Source organism: Oribacterium asaccharolyticum ACB7 (genome assembly GCF_000238075.1).
GTDB classification, from domain to species: Bacteria; Bacillota; Clostridia; order Lachnospirales; family Lachnospiraceae; genus Oribacterium; species Oribacterium asaccharolyticum.
This window is the reverse complement of record NZ_JH414504.1, coordinates 242,059-260,164: the sequence shown is the minus strand read 5'-3', so window position 1 is coordinate 260,164 and position 18,106 is coordinate 242,059. Positions and strand designations below refer to the sequence as shown.

The 18,106-nt window shown below is 44.4% G+C and carries 12 protein-coding genes, 1 tRNA gene and 1 other RNA gene; 1 reads left to right on the top strand and 13 read right to left on the bottom strand.

Translation table 11 applies throughout. From position 1 onward, the window contains the following. Positions 1 to 83: 83 nt before the first annotated feature. From HMPREF9624_RS11675 to HMPREF9624_RS01020, 10 genes are all read right to left on the bottom strand, one after another. A tRNA-Ser gene (locus HMPREF9624_RS11675) sits at positions 84 to 168 on the bottom strand. Between the two features lie 161 nt (positions 169 to 329). Then, positions 330 to 797 carry a Fe-S cluster assembly sulfur transfer protein SufU gene (gene sufU / locus HMPREF9624_RS01060; protein WP_009536143.1) on the bottom strand — a complete coding sequence of 156 codons (468 nt, stop codon included), beginning with the start codon at positions 795 to 797 and terminating at the stop codon, positions 330 to 332. Then, positions 787 to 2,019 carry an aminotransferase class V-fold PLP-dependent enzyme gene (locus HMPREF9624_RS01055; RefSeq protein WP_009536142.1) on the bottom strand — a complete coding sequence of 411 codons (1,233 nt, stop codon included), beginning with the start codon at positions 2,017 to 2,019 and terminating at the stop codon, positions 787 to 789. Before HMPREF9624_RS01055 ends, sufU begins: the two co-directional genes overlap by 11 nt. Next, positions 2,019 to 3,077, bottom strand: a complete 1,059-nt coding sequence (locus HMPREF9624_RS01050; protein WP_009536141.1) for a SufB/SufD family protein — start codon at positions 3,075 to 3,077, stop codon at positions 2,019 to 2,021. The genes HMPREF9624_RS01055 and HMPREF9624_RS01050 overlap by 1 nt, the downstream gene beginning before the upstream one ends. Positions 3,078 to 3,090: 13 nt before the next feature. Beyond that, complete coding sequence (gene sufB / locus HMPREF9624_RS01045; RefSeq protein WP_009536140.1) at positions 3,091 to 4,506, bottom strand: Fe-S cluster assembly protein SufB; 1,416 nt, start codon at positions 4,504 to 4,506, stop codon at positions 3,091 to 3,093. A 3-nt stretch (positions 4,507 to 4,509) separates the two neighbouring features. After that, entirely contained in the window at positions 4,510 to 5,253 is a 744-nt protein-coding gene (gene sufC, locus HMPREF9624_RS01040; protein WP_009536139.1) for a Fe-S cluster assembly ATPase SufC, read from the bottom strand. Between the two features lie 385 nt (positions 5,254 to 5,638). Next, the gene (locus HMPREF9624_RS01035; RefSeq protein WP_009536138.1) at positions 5,639 to 5,995 is read right to left on the bottom strand and encodes a DUF1667 domain-containing protein; all 357 of its coding nucleotides are present in this window, start codon (positions 5,993 to 5,995) and stop codon (positions 5,639 to 5,641) included. A 17-nt stretch (positions 5,996 to 6,012) separates the two neighbouring features. After that, a complete protein-coding gene (gene glpK / locus HMPREF9624_RS01030; protein WP_009536137.1) occupies positions 6,013 to 7,515 on the bottom strand; it encodes a glycerol kinase GlpK in 1,503 nt (500 codons plus the stop codon). A gap of 16 nt (positions 7,516 to 7,531) precedes the next feature. Further along, positions 7,532 to 8,605 carry a pyridoxal-phosphate-dependent aminotransferase family protein gene (locus HMPREF9624_RS01025; protein WP_009536136.1) on the bottom strand — a complete coding sequence of 358 codons (1,074 nt, stop codon included), beginning with the start codon at positions 8,603 to 8,605 and terminating at the stop codon, positions 7,532 to 7,534. 28 nt (positions 8,606 to 8,633) lie between these two features. Further along, positions 8,634 to 9,533, bottom strand: coding sequence for a radical SAM protein (locus tag HMPREF9624_RS01020; protein ID WP_009536135.1), 900 nt, complete (start codon positions 9,531 to 9,533; stop codon positions 8,634 to 8,636). A 125-nt stretch (positions 9,534 to 9,658) separates the two neighbouring features. On the opposite strand from HMPREF9624_RS01020, the gene HMPREF9624_RS01015 reads away from it, so the two are divergent. Then, the gene (locus HMPREF9624_RS01015) at positions 9,659 to 10,144 is read left to right on the top strand and encodes a peptidylprolyl isomerase (protein ID WP_009536134.1); all 486 of its coding nucleotides are present in this window, start codon (positions 9,659 to 9,661) and stop codon (positions 10,142 to 10,144) included. A 67-nt stretch (positions 10,145 to 10,211) separates the two neighbouring features. Here HMPREF9624_RS01015 and rnpB read toward each other — a convergent pair. The 3 genes from rnpB to HMPREF9624_RS01005 form a co-directional block, all read right to left on the bottom strand. Next, positions 10,212 to 10,544, bottom strand: an RNA gene (gene rnpB / locus HMPREF9624_RS11400) — RNase P RNA component class A. Between the two features lie 33 nt (positions 10,545 to 10,577). Continuing rightward, the gene (locus HMPREF9624_RS01010; RefSeq protein WP_009536133.1) at positions 10,578 to 14,462 is read right to left on the bottom strand and encodes a UvrD-helicase domain-containing protein; all 3,885 of its coding nucleotides are present in this window, start codon (positions 14,460 to 14,462) and stop codon (positions 10,578 to 10,580) included. Continuing rightward, positions 14,455 to 18,105, bottom strand: a complete 3,651-nt coding sequence (locus HMPREF9624_RS01005; RefSeq protein ID WP_009536132.1) for a PD-(D/E)XK nuclease family protein — start codon at positions 18,103 to 18,105, stop codon at positions 14,455 to 14,457. Before HMPREF9624_RS01005 ends, HMPREF9624_RS01010 begins: the two co-directional genes overlap by 8 nt. Position 18,106: the final 1 nt, after the last annotated feature.

Below are 18,106 nucleotides of genomic sequence, written 5' to 3'. Positions count from 1 at the left end.
ACTGCTTGAAATAAAAGCTTGTAGACATGCAGAAAGTCTAGGTTTTTAAGCCGATTGGCTTAAATCCTAGACTTCCAAAATAGCGACGAGGATGGGACTTGAACCCACAACCCACGTACGTGAGCACCAACTTTCCAGGCTGGCCGACTACCATTATCACACCTCGTCAAAAACAGCTTGCTTAGCTTAACACAAGATTCTCTAAAAAGCAAGCAGTTTATTATAAAATCAAACTGTCCTAAATTGAAAAATCAAACAGGTCTGTGTCACTGGCTTCATCTTGAGGTAAAAAACAAGTTAATCACTTATAAATGAATCAAACTATGGTTTTAATCAAACTTTCCGCTATACTTGTCAATCTTTCCTTCGGCAGCGTCCTGAAAAATTTCATCCATGGTTCGCCATGCCAAAACCGCACACTTCACACGGGCCGGCATATGGGAAATATCCTCGAGAATCCCCGCCTCTTCCAGCTCTTCCTTCTCTTCTTCCGTGATCTTTCCCCGAATCATCCGAAGGAAAATCTCGGAAAGACGAAGAGCCTCATCCTTCTTCTTTCCGATAATCAGGTCACACATGATGTCACTGCTCGCTTGAGAAATGGCACAACCGTCTCCGTCAAAACTGGCTTCCACAATTTTTTCATCCTGATCAAGTTTCAAGTAAAGAACAATATCGTCACCACAGCTCGGATTCACTCCTTCCAGCGAAAAATCCGCACCCTCCATCTTATATTTATGGAGGGGCCGAATATTATGCTCCGTTAAGATCTCGTTGTAATAGGTGTTATTCGCCATATCCCATTGCTCCTCTGATTGTCTTTAAAGTAGCCAAAAAGGCATCTACATCCTCTTTGGTATTGTATAAACCAAGGCTCACCCTACTGGTACTTGGCGTCCCCAAGAATTTCATAAGAGGCTGAGCACAGTGGTGTCCGGCGCGGATACAAACCTTATGAGAATCCATAATCTCCGCGATATCATGAGGATGCACCCCATCAACCGTAAAGGTCATGATTCCGTGGTGATTTTCGCCCTTCTCGGATCCCAAAATGTGCACATGCGGAATTTCCCGCATCCCTTCCATAAGATAGACCGAGAGTTCTTTTTCTCTTTCTTCAATAAAGGAAAATCCCAGCTTTTCCACATAGTGAATCGCCGCGGCGAGGCCTACCGCTCCGCCAACATTTACAGTGCCGGCTTCAAATTTATGGGGAAGTTCCGCCCAAGTGGCGTCTTCCTTCGTAACATATTCAATCATCTCTCCGCCAAAGAGGAAAGGTGGCATCTTTTCCAGCAATTCTTTCTTTCCGTAAACTGCACCGATGCCCATCGGCCCGTAAACCTTATGACCGGAAAAGGCCAAAAAGTCCACATCCATCTCTTGCACATCCACTTTTCTGTGCGGCACGGACTGAGCGCCGTCACAAACAAAAATAGCATTTTTCTCATGCGTAAGCTTTACAAAAGTCTCGATATCCTGACGGTTCCCAAGAACATTGGAAACCTCCGCCATCGCTACAATCTTCACCTTATCGTTCAGTGCCTGTTTAAAGCTTTCCAGTGTAATGAGCCCCTCTTCATTCGGCTCCAGGAAGGTGAGCTTAGCCCCTTTTTCTTTTGCAACCTGCTGCCAGGGAATCAGGTTACTGTGGTGCTCCATGATGGTAATCAGGACCTCGTCCCCCTCTTTCAGAAATGCGCGTCCATAACTTTGTGCCACTAAATTCAAGCCTTCTGAAGCATTTCGTACAAAAATAATTTCCTCCGGACTTTTGGCATTTAGAAATTTCTGCACGCTTACTCTTGCCCTCTCATAGGCTTCAGTAGCCTTAAGGGAAAGCTCGTAGAGTCCTCGTAAAGGATTGGCATTTTCCGTCTCGTAATACTGCTTCATTGCCTCCATCACACAGTGCGGTTTCTGCGTAGTGGCAGCATTGTCCAGATAAAAGAATCTTCCACTCTGAAAAATAGGAAAATCCCTCTTTATCTCTTCAATCTTTTTTTCTCTATCTTCCATCATTCCTCCTCACTCCTCATTCCCCGAAGTTCTTCTTCTATATACTCTTCTACTCTTTTATCCATAATACTGTGAATCGCATTTTCCATACGGGCTTCCGCAACCAGCTCATAAGCCGCTTCCAAAGAAAGACCGCGGCTTTGCATATAGAAAAGACTCTCTTCATCAAGTCTTCCGATACTTGCCCCGTGATTTCCTTCCACATCATCCTCATCGCAAAGAATAACGGGAATCGTCTGATTCACTACAGAGTCATCCATAAGAAGCACATTTTCCTGTTCCGTACCGGAAGCGCCCTTTGCTCCGTGCTTTAGGTCAATCGTACCGCGGAAGATCTTCACCGCATCTTCCCGCAGCACACCGTCAGCCACGATATTGGAAATCGTCTTTTTCCCCCTGTGATTCACAACGAGATTGAAATCCGCTTTTTCTTTTTGAGAGAGCACATAATCCAGATGCAGTTCCGCCTCGGACTTATCTCCGTTTAAATCAATCTGATAGGAAATATGATGGCTCTTTCCTGAAAGAAGAAGGGAAGTCAGTTTCAGCTTCGCTTTTTCCTCCAAAACAAAGGAGAAATCCTGCAAGTGTGCAAAATCCTTCGCATTCTTTACAGCAACAACAAGGTCCAACTTGGCATTTTTCTTAAGCAAGAACTTTTCCTGCAAAAAAGCCATATTCTTGGACTCTTCCAAGGATTCAATCGCCAAAAAGAGCTTCAGTCTTGCCCCTTCTTCTACCGTAAAACAGTAGGCGGAGTGCTCCACCGCATTTTCTCCGTTTTGAAAATGCATACGAATATAGTCAGGGCTCTCCACGCCTTCTCTTAACACAAAGGACTGTACGGGAAGTCTTTCCTCCCGGAAAAAATCGTCCAGTGCCGTACTCATGCTACCGGAAAAGTCATTCTCTTTCTCTATTCTTTCCGGAAGCTTTCCTTCTACAGACGGCTGATAGGCAGTAAGTTCTCCCGGTATTTCAAGCTTTGCCTCGTTCATTTTCAACCAGCGGAAGGTAGGCACAGGCATTTTATTGATTATAAATTGATTCTCTTTCATCCTATCCTCCTTCCTAGCCGATGGCTCCAACCATTTCCAAACGAATCAAATTGTTCATTTCCACCGCATACTCTAAGGGAAGCTCCTTGGAAACCGAGTCCGCAAAGCCGCTTACGATAAGGGACTTCGCCTCCTCTTCCGAGATTCCTCTGCTCATCAGGTAGAAAACCGCATCGTCGGAAATTCTTCCAATCTTCGCCTCGTGTCCTACGTCGGCTTTGTTGGTACGCACATCGATAGCCGGTACGGTATCGGAACGGGACTCGTCATCCAGCATCAAGGACTGACAGGAAACGGCAGACTTCGCATTCTTTGCCTGATTCTGAATCACCACAGCGGAGCGATAAGTGGAAATGCCGCCCCCCTTCGAAATCGAACGGGTATTGATAAAGGAGCTGGTGTCTTTACCGATATGCACCATCTTTGCTCCGGTATCCAGGTTCTGTCCCTTTCCGGCAAAGGTTACCCCCGTAAACTGGGAACGTGCATTGTCTCCCTTTAAAATCGTCATCGGGTAGAGATAGGAAACATGAGAACCGAAAGAGCCGGAAACCCATTCCATAATCCCGTTCTCCTCTACCTTTGCTCTCTTTGTATTCAGGTTATACATATTCTTGGACCAGTTCTCGATGGTGGAATAACGAAGCTTTGCATTTTTCCCGACAAAGAGCTCCACGCAACCTGCATGAAGATTGGCCACATTATATTTCGGTGCGGAGCAGCCTTCAATAAAATGAAGCTGTGCACCCTCGTCCACAATAATCAGGGTATGCTCAAACTGACCTGCTCCCTTCGCATTTAAGCGGAAATAGGACTGCAGGGGAATTTCCACATTGACTCCCTTCGGAACATAAACGAAGGATCCGCCCGACCAAACCGCCCCGTGAAGCGCGGCAAACTTATGATCTGTCGGTGGCACCAGTTTCATGAAGTGCTCTTCAATCATTTTCCCGTAAGGACCGTGAAGCGCAGACTCGATATCGGTATAGATAACCCCCTGTCTTGCCACCTCTTCCTGCAGATTATGATAAACCAGCTCGGAGTCATACTGCGCACCAACGCCGGCAAGACTCTTTCTTTCCGCTTCCGGAATCCCGAGCTTCTCGAAGGTATTCTTGATATCTTCCGGCACCTCTTCCCAGGTCTGAGACATTTCCGTATTCGGTTTCACATAAGTTACGATATTGTCTACATTGAGGCCTGAAATATCCGGTCCCCAGTTCGGCATTTCCGCCTTATGGTAAATCTCTAAGGATTTTAAACGAAAATCCCGCATCCACTCAGGATCGTTTTTCTTCTCGGAAATCTCAAGAACGATATCCTCGGTCAATCCCTCTTTTATCTTATAGAATTCTCCTTCTTTTTCCTCATAGCGAAAATCATAGAGGGAGCGATCAATGTCTTCTACTATTGCTCTGTCTTTTGCCATACTTTAACCCTCTAAGAAGGACTCAAAGCCCTCATCATTAATTTTATTGACAAGACTTCCGTCCCCGGTAGCCTTGATTCTTCCGTTTATGATAACATGCGTCTTGTCTACATTAAGCGCTTCCAGGATTCTGGTGGAGTGTGTAATGATAAGAAGCGCACCGTCCATGTTTTTCTGATATGCCTTTATGCCTTCAGACACCGTACGAACCGCATCCACGTCAAGACCGGAATCGGTTTCATCGAGAATGGCGAGCTCCGGCTTTAGCATAAGAAGCTGTAAAATCTCGGCTTTCTTCTTCTCTCCACCCGAAAATCCGACATTTAAGTCTCTTTCCGCATAACTATGGTCCATTCCCAAGATATCCATGGAGGCTTTCAGCTCCTTACGGAAGTCCCAAAGACGGATTCTCTTTCCGAATCTTTCTTCCATAGCGGAACGGATAAAGTTACCGAGGCTCACGCCCGGTACCTCCAAGGGGTTTTGGAAGGAAAGGAAAATCCCTCTCTTCGCCCTCTTATCTACCGGCTCTGCCGTAATATTCTCTCCGTTAAAAAAAAGATTGCCCCCTGTAATGGTATAGCGGGGGTTTCCCATAATGGCATTTCCAAGTGTAGATTTTCCTGCCCCGTTCGGTCCCATTAAAACATGGGTTTCTCCTTTATTTATAGTTAAATTAATCGCATCGAGTATTGCCTTTTCCTCTACGGAAACAGATAAATTTTTGACGTCCAGCAAATCTGCCATAATTCCTCCATCTACTATACCGCCCTCTCTTAAGCGATATGAATATTCCATAATCCACTAAGCAGAAAGTTGAGTATTATTTATTGTAATTTCTCTCCCTCTCTTACATTTCACGCATTATAAAGCAGTAGCTTTGTTGTGACAATAGTATTCCTAGTAATTTTATAGGATTATAGAAAAAAAACATGGAGTCGAAAAAAATACACTTTTCCACACTGTATGGCTCGGAATCGGGGCACGCTCTCGCTAACCTCGCCACGTAGGGGATACTAAGCGAAAAACTGCATTTCATTTGTTTTTCGCAAGTACCCACGGGCTCAGATTGCCCCTTTTCAGAGCCATACAGTATGAAAATCTACAGATATATTTTTCGACTCCAAGCTTTTTATGACACAGTCTTCAGGGAAATCAAGTGCACTCCTGTATTTAAAAAGTTTTCCACAAGGACATCTCCGATCCGGATGGGCTTTGGGATGCGGAAGTTTTTACAGAATTCTTCGGCTTCAGCAAATTTCTCTTTGGGAATCAATCCTTCGGTTCGTACGGGAAGGAGTTCTTTATCCCCGATTATTTTGATTTCTCCGAAAAATTTCTTTTCCTTTGCTAGGGCTTCCTCTATAGCCGCTTCCTTTCCTCTGTGGCAGGAATTGCCGTAAACGGCAAAAACCTCATGATCGTCATGTTCCACACTGACAAAGCAATGTCTTCTGCACACTGTGCAGGTAGTATTGGTTACTTGCATTTTATCTCGTCTCTCCCTTATCCTAATCTATCTCCATTTACACCGGTCAAGCTGGCCTTTAAAGCATTTTCCCACTCCAAAAGTTTCTTTTCCCTCTCCTCACGAAGGATTTTCGGGAAGAACTCCATCTCCACATGATGCCTTTCCTCCAGACTCTTCATCGATGGATAAAAACCGCAATAAAGACCTGCAAGATACGCCGCCCCCAAGGCTGTGGTTTCAACACAGGACGGACGAATAACCGAGGCCTGCATGATATCCGCCTGGAATTGCATAAGGAAGTTATTTCCGGAAGCACCTCCATCCACCCTAAGGCTTCTCAGTCTTTGTCCGGTATCCTGCTCCATGGCATTTAAGAGGTCTCTGCTCTGAAAGGCAATTGATTCCAAGGCTGCCCGAATAATATGGTTTTTATTCACTCCCCGGGTAAGACCGGTAATGGAGCCTCTTGCCTCCGGGTCCCAATATGGTGCTCCCAATCCTGTAAAAGCAGGTACGATATAGCACCCATGTGTATCTTCCACCTTCGTGGCAAAATATTCCGAATCTCGGGAATCATCCAGAAGATGCAATTCATCCCTTAACCACTGAATCACGGCTCCTGCAACGTAGACAGAGCCCTCTAATGCATAGTAAACCTTATCGTTAATGCCCCAGGCAATGGTACTGAGCAGGCCATGATGAGAAGGAACGCAGTCTTCTCCTGTATTCATAAGCATAAAGCAACCTGTGCCATAGGTATTTTTCACATCCCCTTTTTGGAAGCAGCATTGTCCGAAAAGAGCAGCCTGTTGGTCTCCTGCCACTCCGCAAATTGGAATTTTTCTTCCGAAATATTCTTCGTCCGTCTCCCCGAAAAAGGAAGAAGAAGGGCGAACCTCCGGAAGCATACACTTAGGAATCCGGAAAAGCTCGCAAAGCTCCGCATCCCATTCAAGGCTATGTATATTAAATAAAAGCGTTCTGCTCGCATTACTATAATCGGTAGCAAAACATTTCCTTTTGCTTAAATTAAATATCAGCCAGGTATCCACCGTTCCAAAGCAGAGTTCTCCCTTTTCCGCCCTTTCCCGGGCCCCTTTTACATGATCCAGAATCCAGGAAAGCTTGGTTGCGGAAAAATAAGGATCAAAAACCAAACCCGTTTTTTCCTTAATAAGTTGTATGACGGAGGGATTTTCCTTTGTCATTTTCTCAATCATTTCCGTTGTTCGTCTACACTGCCAAACAATGGCCGGATAAATAGGCAGACCTGTTTCCCGATCCCAAACCAGAGTCGTTTCTCTCTGGTTCGTAATGCCGATAGCCTTGATTTCGGAAGAAGCAACTCCGGACTTCTCCACTGCTTCTCTGGCAGCCGCAAGTTGTGCCTGCCAAATTTCATTTCCATGATGCTCTACATAGCCCGCCTTCGGATAGTACTGCGGAAATTCCTTTTGTGCGGTCGCAACGGACTGTCCCTCCTCATTAAAAAGGATTGCTCTTGTACTCGTTGTTCCCGCGTCCAGTGCCAGTATCATCTTATTTTCCTTTCCACTATAATAGCCCGCGCAACTTTAAATCTTGGAAGGCCTTCACCAAAGTGCTGTTATCCTCATGGCTCAATGCTCCGATATGCCCTACACGGAAAAGATAGTCTCTTAACTCTCCTCCATTCGGGCAAACCCAAATTCCGTACTCTTCTTTCAAGCGAAGAACAATTTCATAGGCATTGGCGGAAAGCGGATGCAAAGGAGTTACCGCATTGGCAGGACTTTCTGAGATAAGCATAAATGGCAGTCCCTTTATTTTCTCCCGAAAATCCTTTGCCTGGAGGGCTACTCTTTCCACTTCTTTATCTACACCGCCCAGTCTCTCAATCTCCTTAAGTCTTACATTAATCTGCAGTAGAATTCCGACCGCCGGAGTAAAGGGTGTCTGCCCTCTCTCCTGATCTTTCAGCATGGACTTTAAATTAAAGTACATACTTCTTGTTTTCAGACAATTCACTCTCTCTACCGCTTTTTCAGAAAAAACGATAATAGAAATCCCCGGAGGACAGGCCAGAACCTTTTGCGAACCGGTAATCATGATATCCGCCTTAAGCTTTTCCATGTCGAAAGAATCCGCTAAAAAAGAGGAAACGCAATCGCAGACAAAAAATAAATGATTCTTCTCGCAAAATTCACCAAGCATTTCGACATCATATAAAACCCCTGTAGAGGTTTCATCTACATTGACAAGAAGTCCCGTGAAATCCTGTCCGTCATATTCATAAAGCTTTTCTTTTCGCAGCTTTTTTCCATATTCAAGTGCAATCGAAACATAGGGAATTTCATGGATTTCACAAAGATCGGCAAAACGCTGTCCAAAGTTCCCTCCATTAATGACTAATAGTTTATCCCTCTTGGTAAAACAGTTCATTATGACAGCTTCCATAGAACCTGTACTGGAGCAAGTCATAAAGACAGCCCGAGCATTTCTTCCTGCCTTACTGTACTTCAGGATGTATTTTTCATTTTCCAGCATAATTTCGGAGAACTCTGCCGTCCTGAAATAGGGCAGCTGTTCCGTTCCGATAGAGAGAACCTCCTCTGATGCCGTCACCGGGCCTACTGTAAAATTAATCATTTAGTTTTTTCTCCTTAAAAGCTAAATTCTAAACACAAAAATCCGGTATAAAGCTTTCTTTTGCACTTTCTCCCTCTTGAATGAAAGCCTTTTCTATTCCCAAAGAAAGGGCATAATCCACAAGCCTTTGATATTCTTTTCCGAAGACCTTCCTGTTTATTTCCGGGAAACAATCTAATGCTCCAAAAGGAGTATACTGTGAAAGAAGACTATATAGTATATGATTTCCATATCGACAAAAACTATATTTTAATATCCGTTTTCCCTGATAAACCTGTCCCGGAAGAAGTAAATGTCGTAATATCACTCCTTTTTTTAATAATCCGTCCCGATAACAGAGCTCCGGACATTGTCGAATGACTTCTTCCAAAGCTTCCTTTGCGATTTCCGGATAATTTTTTGCTTTTGAATAGCGCTCAGCCAGACTCCCCTCCCAGTATTTGAAATCCATGAGGTAAATGTCAACCAGCCCTTCCAATGCTTTTAGAGTCCGAGCGCTTTGATAGCCCGAAGAGTTCCAAACAAAGGGCAGTGAGAAGCCTTTCTCACGAGCAAGAACCATAGCTTCTCGAACCCCCGGACTGTAATGCTCCGGTGTCACAAAATTGATATTATGACATCCTTCTGCTTCCAGTTGATAAAATAATTCCACCAGTTCTTCTACACCGAGTTCTTTCCCCGACTCTTTTCGAGAAAGCATTTGGTTTTGACAATATACACAGGAGAGCCCGCAGGAGGAAAAAAAAATGGTTCCGCTCCCCTTTGTTCCGCTAAGGCAAGGTTCCTCCCAAAAATGTGCTGCAGCACGCCCGATGTGCATACTTGTTCCGGCCTTACAAAAGCCCCTTTGTCCCTCTTCTCTATTTACTTTGCATGCTCTTCCACAGAGTTCGCAAGAGCGGTAAGAAAAGCCACAAGCTTCATCCATTAATTCTCTTTACTCCCCTTATCCATCTAAATCCAAGCTTTCCCATGAGTCTTTCTTGTGTATTAGCTTGAAAGCTGTTACAATCCCCTTGTTATCATTATCGTGTAAATAAAAGGAGAACTAAAATGGCTAATCCTATTGTACGAATTACCATGGATAGTGGCAAGACTATTCGCTTAGAATTATATCCTGAAATTGCTCCCGTTACGGTGGAAAATTTTCTGGATTTGGTAAAAAAAGGCTTTTATAACGGCCTGACCTTTCACCGCATTATCCCGGGCTTTATGATTCAGGGCGGTGACCCTTCCGGAAACGGCACAGGCGGTCCCGGATATAAAATCAAAGGAGAATTTCGCTCTAACGGCGTAAAAAATGACCTTAAACATGAACGTGGAGTAATTTCCATGGCAAGAGCCTTTGATCCGAACTCTGCAGGCTCCCAATTCTTCATTATGCATGAGGATGCTCCTCACTTGGATGGGGAATATGCCGCCTTTGGGAAGGTGATTGAAGGGCTCGATACGGTTGACGAAATCGCTTCCGTAGAAACAGGTTTTCAAGATGCTCCGGTCAATAAAGTAATTATGGAAAAAGTCGAGATTGAAGAATAAAAATAAGCCATTCTGCACTTTGCCTACGGCCGTAATAGCTAAGAAAAAAAGCCCCCTCGAAAGAGGGGGCTAAAGTATTGCTATAAGCCGGGTTATGTTTAAAATGGTCATCTATCTAGGACTTATGTCGCCACAAGCCTCAAGCGGTCTACCCGAGAGCAGACGAGCAGCCTTATGCCCTCTGTTGACCTTGCTTCGGATGGGGTTTACATAGCATTCTCCGTTACCGGAGAACCGGTGATCTCTTACATCGCCTTTTCACCCTTACCGTAAAAACGGCGGTTATTTTCTGTTGCACTTTCCTGTGAGTCGCCTCAACCTGACGTTATCAGGCATCCTGCTCTGTGAAGCCCGGACTTTCCTCTCCCGGTTTCCCGGCAGCGACCATTCACAATACTTTAAGGCTCTAGTTTACTCTAGGATGCCCCCTCCGTCAATCCGGAATTCTCGCCATATCCTCCCGGGGCAAAAGCTCCACTTCCTTCCCAAGATAAAAAGAATAGAGCACTCTTCTCTTTACCTTTTTTCCGAGAATGGCTTCCAGGGCATCGCTGTAGAGCATAATTTGCTTTCGATACCTTTCTTTCAACTCTTCTTCGCTCTTAACACGGTCCGTCTTATAGTCCACAAGAATAATTCCGTCATCCTCCACAATAAAAGCATCGATAATTCCCTGTAAAAGCACTTCATCCTCTTCCGCCCTTTCCGGAAATAAAGAATGATAAGGTAGTGCCCTCATAAAATGCTTCTCCCGGAAAAGTCGTTTTTCCCGATACGCTTTTTTAAAACATTCTCCAAGGCTTGAGGAAAGAAAAGTCTGAAACTGCTCTTTGTTTAAAAGACTCAGTTCTTCCTCGCCTAAGATAGCGGGAAGTTGTTCCAAGCCTTTAGTGTAGTCAAAAAGGGCAAGTGCATGGTGAAAACTGTCTCCGATTTTCGCCCCGAGACCCTTCTCTCTTTTTTCCGTATTTCTTTCATACACTTGCCGATTTTTTCCACTTTTTTCCGCCTCGCTAAGCCCTTCGCTTTCTCCTCCCGTTTCACCCTCTTTATCCCCTTGTTCCTTTACTGCCTCAATCGCCTGCTTCTTTAAGAGGGAGACGGCATACTTCGGATAGAGATGCGTACTTTCCTCATGTGGATATCGGTAAGAAAAATCCTTATCCCACTCCTCTTCTTCCACGGTTTTTTCGCATTTTTCCGCTAAATAAGAATATAGCGTGTCTTTAAAGGAAAACTTTTCTCCTTCCTCTTTCTCTTTCTTTTCAGAAAGGGCTTCTCTTGTAAATGTACGCAGTTTCACGAGCGGGTTTTCCAAACTCTCAGTAAAGCTTCTTGAAAAGGCCAGCATAATAAAATCCAAATAAGAATTCGCCCTTTTTATCTCTTCCGTCTTAATGTCTTCGTTCACCGGGTGCTTTTCCAGATAAGAAGCAAGGTTTTTTATCACTCCCGTCATAATGAGCTTTTCTTCCGCTCTTGTCATCGCAACGTAGAGCAATCTAAGCTCCTCCGCCTGATTTTCTTCCTCCATTTTTTCCTTTATGGCGCTAAGCTGTAAAGAAGGGTATTTAATCCTTGTTTCCTGATCGAGATAGGGCGATGCCATACCGAGCTCTTCATCGAGCAGGATGGACTCTCGTAAATCCTGCTTGTTGAAATTTTTTTGTATGGAAGAAAGAAAAACCACCTTGAATTGCAAGCCCTTCGACTGATGAATGGACATAATACGAAGAAGGTCATCATTTTCCGAATAAATATTCGCCTCTCCCTCGTCATACTCCTTCTGCTTTGCCTTTTCGATATAACGAATGAAATAGAACAGCCCGCTGAAGCTCCCCTTTTCAAACTGCAGAGCATCCTCAATCAGTTGGTCGAGGTTTGCCCTTCTCTTCTCTCCCATGGGAAGCGCCGAAACGTAAAGATAGTAAGAAGTTTCCTCATAAAGAAGGGTTAAAAGCTCATGAACGCGAAGATTTCGGGAAAGCCTTCTATAGCGCTCCAGTTTCATGCAAAAATCCTTCCATTTCTCAAAGAGCGCTTGGTCAAGCGGCGGTTGTACCTGCAATGGATTCTCTTTTTCACTGCATATATTTTCACCGGAAATAGTTTCACTGCGTGTATTTCCACTCCATAGATTTTTGCCGGTAATAGTTTCACTGGGTTTATTTCCACTACATACATTTTCACTACCGATATTTCCATCGGCAATAGCCTCCAAAGAAATGCAGAGTGCCTCGGAAAGGCTTCCGTACGCGATTTTTAAGCTGCAAAGCTCCTCATCCGTAAAGTGAAACATAGCTGAATGAAGAACGGCGGCAAGCGGAATATCCTGCTTCGGGTTATCGATAATGGAAAGCATGGCAAGAACCGTCTCCACCTCAACCTGCGAGTAGTAACCGTCCGAACTCACCGCAAAGCTCGGGATTCCCTCCTCGGAAAAGATGTCCACCATCTCTTTTGCCACTTTCTTCGGGGAGCGAAGCAGAATAACCATGTCCTTATACTGTATATTCTTTTTATGCAATTCCTTCACACGGGAAGCAATCATACGGCACTCTAACTGCAGGTCGGTCTCCTTCTCTAAGCCGGCCTCTCCGCCCTTTTCTCCTTGCTTTTCCTCCTTCTTGCCTTTCGCCTTTTCTTCCTCTGTTTGTTCCCCTTTCTTTTTTTCGGGCTTGTTCTCTTCCTTTTCCAAAAGGAGAAGCTCTGTCTGAGAGTCCGTATCTTCCTTTTCTTCTCTCCCCTGAAAAAGACTGCTGTCCCTATCATACTCGATTCCGCCGAGTTCCTTTTTCATGATACGGAAAAAACAGGCATTTACCGCATCGATAACGCCTTTTAAGGAACGGAAATTCTTCTGCAAAAAGATTTTGGGATAGCTTTCATCATAATATTTCCGAAGGAAGAGCTCCGGTCTTGCCATACGAAAGCGGTAAATACTCTGTTTTACATCTCCGACCTGAAAGACATTCCCCTCCGAAAAGCGTTCTTTGGATAAGGCAGACACAAGATATTCCTGCACCATATTGGAATCCTGATACTCATCTACGAGAATCTCCGTATATTCCTGTGCCAATTCGTCCGCAAGGGCGCTGAAGTGAAGCGCACCGTCTTTTTCCGTATAGAGAAGTTTTAGCGCAAAATGTTCAAGATCCGAAAAATCCAGAATATTTCGTTCCAGCTTTTCTTTTTGATAACGCGCATGGAACAGAAGGGTAAGACGGATTGCCTCCTGCAATAAAGTTTTTCCCTCTGTTTCCGCCTTTTCTTCTATCTCCTCAGGAATCAGAATATAGTTTTTCTGCCATTTCTGTACGAGCGCCTTTACCGCGTTTCTTCTACCTTTAACCTCCTCTTTTCTCTCCGCCCTGGAATTCTTTATGCGGCTAAAGGAAATCGTCTGTATTTCTTCAATTGTACGGCGAAGAATAGCCCCTGCCTCCTCTGATTTCTCTAAAATCTCCTCTGCTTTCTCTAAAAGCTTCGCTGCTTCTCCGCCACTTTCGCTCTCTTTCCTTTCCAAAATCTCTTCCGTATTTTCTTTTTGAGAAGACCGGATTGCCTTTACTCTTAAAAGGCTTTGATAATCTTCCTCCACCGTCACAAGATACTCGGAAGGCCCCCCCTCTTCTGAACAAATCCGGATAGCCTCCCTAAGCGTTTCTATCGCTTCCTCCACTCGCTTCCTGATGCTCGCGAGGAGATAGTTTTTCCAAGCACTGCTGCTGTTCTCGGAAAGCGTCTTCAGATACTTTTCCGGAAAGGGACTGGCAATAGCAAGGTAATACAGCTTTAAAATAATCTCCTGTATTCCCTTATCCTGTTTTCCCGTGGAATAGCGGTCTACAAAAGAAAGAAAGCTTTCCTCCTTCTTACCGTATTCCTCTTCTAAAAGCTCTTCTACAATATCTTCTTGCAGGAGTGCAAGCTCATTTTTCTCTCCGATACGGAAATTCGGTTCAATCTTAAGACTCGTGTAGTTTTCCTGTATCAGTCTCTTGCAAAAGGCATCAATGGTACTGATATTTGCATTCGGAAGTTCCGCTATTTCTCGTTCAATATGCGGATCCCTGCTTTCTAAAAAGGCTTCCTTTAGGCGTGCCTTGATTCTTTCCTTCATTTCTGACGCGGCAGCTTCCGTAAAGGTCATAAGCACCACGGAAGAGAGGCTCAGCGGATGCTCTTTATCAAGGAGACGGTCAATAACATGCTCTACCAGTACTGCGGTTTTTCCGGAACCGGCTGCAGCGGAAACCAATAAGTTCCCTTTTCTGTGGGAAATGACTTCACTTTGTTCCTTTGTCCATTTACTCATCGCCATCCTCCTTTCTCGTCTCGATGTTCTTCGCATCTTTCGCACGGATTAGCGTTTTTTCTTCCCCCGTATCGCTCTCCTCTATTTCTTCCTCTGTCTTCTTCAGAATCTCTTCCCAGAGTTCTTCGTCTGTTCGAGAATCGGGACTCCGGTATCGGAAGTTCGGGATATCCTCATCAAAACCGCAGATACTGTGATAAGGGCAGTAGCTGCAAGAAGTAATATCCCCCTCTTTTCTTATCGGGGAAATGCCTTTCTCTCCCTCTTTAATGCGTTTAGCGCCTTCAAGCATTTCCTTCTTGGCAAATGCCAAAAGAGCTTCCAACTTTTCGGAAGAAACAGCCGCTCCTTTTTCCTCAACCTCGCCGTTTTTACACTGCACGGGAAGTAGAAGGCTTTCCTCTTCCCTCTTTTCCAGATGCGAAAGACTCTCTTCGGAGAAATTCACAAGCCCGGACGGTTTAAACGCCTTTAAACGCTCCTTATCGGGATCACTGTCCTTATCATAAGGAATGACGGGGTTCTCCATGGTAAAATAGAAAAGCGCCGAAGGAAGCACTTCCCGATTCGGATTTTTCTCTTTTTCCCTTTGCAGAACATAATCCATATAAAGCGGAAGCTGTAAATCCAGTCCTGCGAAAAGATTTTTCAAAGAAAACGCTTTCTTTCCGCTCTTATAATCGATGACCTTCAAAAAGAGCGTTTTCCGATCCTCTGACAGATATTCGTCCACCCGGTCTATTCTTCCCCGAAGCTGCAGTCCCTCCTCTTCCATTTTGAACTCTTCTTCCACAGCTTTCGGCCTGAAATCTCCGCCCAAAAGCTGCTTTCCGAGCGCCCAAAGGATTCTTCTTCCATTTTTCTGAAGCTTCATCCGTAAATATTCATTTCTTCCGCCGGAAAGGAAGAGACTGAATTCCGGATCCTGCCAAAGTTCCTCTAAAACCTCGTTTAAAATTTCTTCCAGCTTTTCTCCGAAAGCCTCCTCCATATCCTTCCTTCTCATCAGCTTCTTGAAGAAAAGCTCCAGCATTCTGTGATAGAGATTTCCGATAGTAAAGGCCTGTACTTCACTTGTTTTTCTATCCTTAAGATTCAGGCCATATTGCAGAAAATGGGCATACGGGCAGGAATAAAAGACTTCCATCCGACTTACAGAGCCCTTCAGGATTTCTCCATAGAGTGCCAGACTCATCTCCTTCGAGATACGCTCTTCCGTATTTTCAAAGAAAATCCCCTTCAGTATTCGCTCCACTGCCTCGCGATATTCTTCCCTGTTCCATAAATACTGTAAGAGCCGAAAACTCTCTGTTTTAAAGCGATGAAGAATCTCTTCTTTCTGTAAGAAAAGGCTATTTCCTGTGCATTGTTTAGGAAGTTCTTCAACTAACTCTTCCAAGGCTCTCTTTCCATTATAAATCGGAAGTTTTTCCTTGCCGGAATAGATGATTTTCAAGTCCGGGAAAAGCGGAAAGAGCTCTTTCAGATAGGGTGAAGCTTTTCCGCTTTTTCCGTTTCGAAGCGTTCTCGGGTACGACAAATAGAGCCTTTCTTTCGGCGTAAGAAAAGCCTTATACACATAATATTTCTCAATATAACTTTCCTCCCAGGAAAGCGGAGAAAGCCGGTATCCGCTCTCCCGTAAAAATTCTCTTTCTTTTTCCGTGAAAATAATCTTCTTCCCCATTCCTTTCGGAAGAAATTCCGAGCTTAATCCCAAGAATAAAAAGGCCTTCGGATTGTGAAAACGGGAGCGCCGTAAATCTCCGACCACAACTTGATCCAGTGTTGCCGGTATCTGTCTTAATTTTTCCAGAGAAAATGCAAGATCAAAGAGCTTTCCGAAAGATTTTTTCGAAATGGAAATTTCGCCGAGACTTTCCCTCATTTTTTCCATCATTTCCAAAATGATTCCTATGCTCTTTTCAAAGCTCTCCTCCCTGTTTTCCATGCCTTCTTCCGAGAGAAAGGAAAGTGATTCTAAAAGCCTGTTTTCCAAATCCGTTTTTTCCAGAAGTTCGGACAAACTGTCTATCCTGTCCTTAAGAACTAAACCTTTCTCCGCACTTTTCCTGTTTCTCTCATAAAAAGTGAAGAGGCAGGTTAAATCCCAATACGCCTGATAATCCTCTACTTTCTTTTTATACGTTCTCTCTTCTTTTTCTTCCTCTGTCTCGTCTTCCTCCGGTTTTAGTAAGGAAGAAAAGGCCGGAAGCCCTTTCAATCCTCTTTCTCTTGCAATATTTTCCCATCGGTCCACCAGCTCTTCTTCCCCGGCTCCCCGATAAGGAAAGGCACGAAGATAGCGAAATACCGTATCAAAAAGGAAGCCCTTTTCGAGGACCAAAAGAGCACTCCGAAGCACCTTCCCGTAAGGAGAATCCATAAGCTTGATATCCTCCTCCAGAAAAAAGGGAATTTCCAAATCCTTCCATTTTCTAAATAAAATGTCCCGATAGCTTTCCGAATCCGGAACAATCACAGCAATATCCCGATAGCGATAGCCCTCATCCTTTACGAGAGCGCGAATCTCTACTGCCGCTTCCTCCACCTCTCTTAGAATATTCGGGCATTCGCGAAGCGTAATCCCGAAAGGTCGAATCTGCTTCTCTTTTTGCTCCTCTTCTTGCTCCGTCTTTTCGAAGGATTTAACGTCCCTTTTTTCCTGCCCTCTGCTGGCTCTCTCTACTTCCGCCTTTCCATACGCATAGTCATCGCAGATTTTCTGAAGCGCCGGTATTTTTTCAAAGCGAGGATAGACCTCACCCTCTTTCCGTCTCTCTCCGCTAATGCTGTCATAAAGATTTACATTAATCGCAGGGAGGACTTTTACGTTCAGTTTTAAGGCAAGCTCCTCTACTTCCTTTACTGCATCCTTTGTCAGGTAAAAAAGAGAAGACATATCTCCCTTCTCATAGAGATTTCCCTCTTCCCGACTGCGAATTTCCAGAGAAATCAGGATGTTATTCTCTCCTTCCATAAGGATTTCAAGACATCTGAGCTCGGAAACGGTAAAACCGGTAAAGCCGTCCAAAAGAAAAGTCGCATTTTTGTAATTCGGATCCTGTAAAACCTGCTCTAAAGCAAGGTCTTGAATCCCTTCCTCGGTATATTTCCCGTGTTCCAAAAGCCAGTTTAAAAAGCCCGCATAAAGAAGCGCCATATCATGGAGCTTTGCTCCTGTCAGCTTTTTAACGGACTTAAGCGCGCAGTTGCTTAGATTCTCCGGGCTTATCCCATATTGCATACATTCCGAAATAAGAGACTTCGCTTCCTCGAGAAACCCCGGTTTATCGATTTCTCCCTGAAAATAATGCAGATTTCGATTGTATTTTTCCGCCACGAGGGAAAGCACCATGACTTTTCCCATCTCATCGAGAGCCTTCGGCACCGGTTTGTTCCTATGTGAAAAACTGGCGTAATAGAGCCTTTGGAAGCTCAGCACATCGAGATTTATGATTCCTTTTCCCTTATTGTTTTCATGCATTACAATTCTTTTCTGCATGGCAAGGGTATCCTGCTCCGGAACGAGGTAGTAGACATTGTGATTTAAATCTTTTCCTGCCTCTTCCAAGGCCTTCCGAATACAAAACTCCGTCTTACCCGACCCGCTTGCCCCGAAAACGAATTGTAATGTAGACATA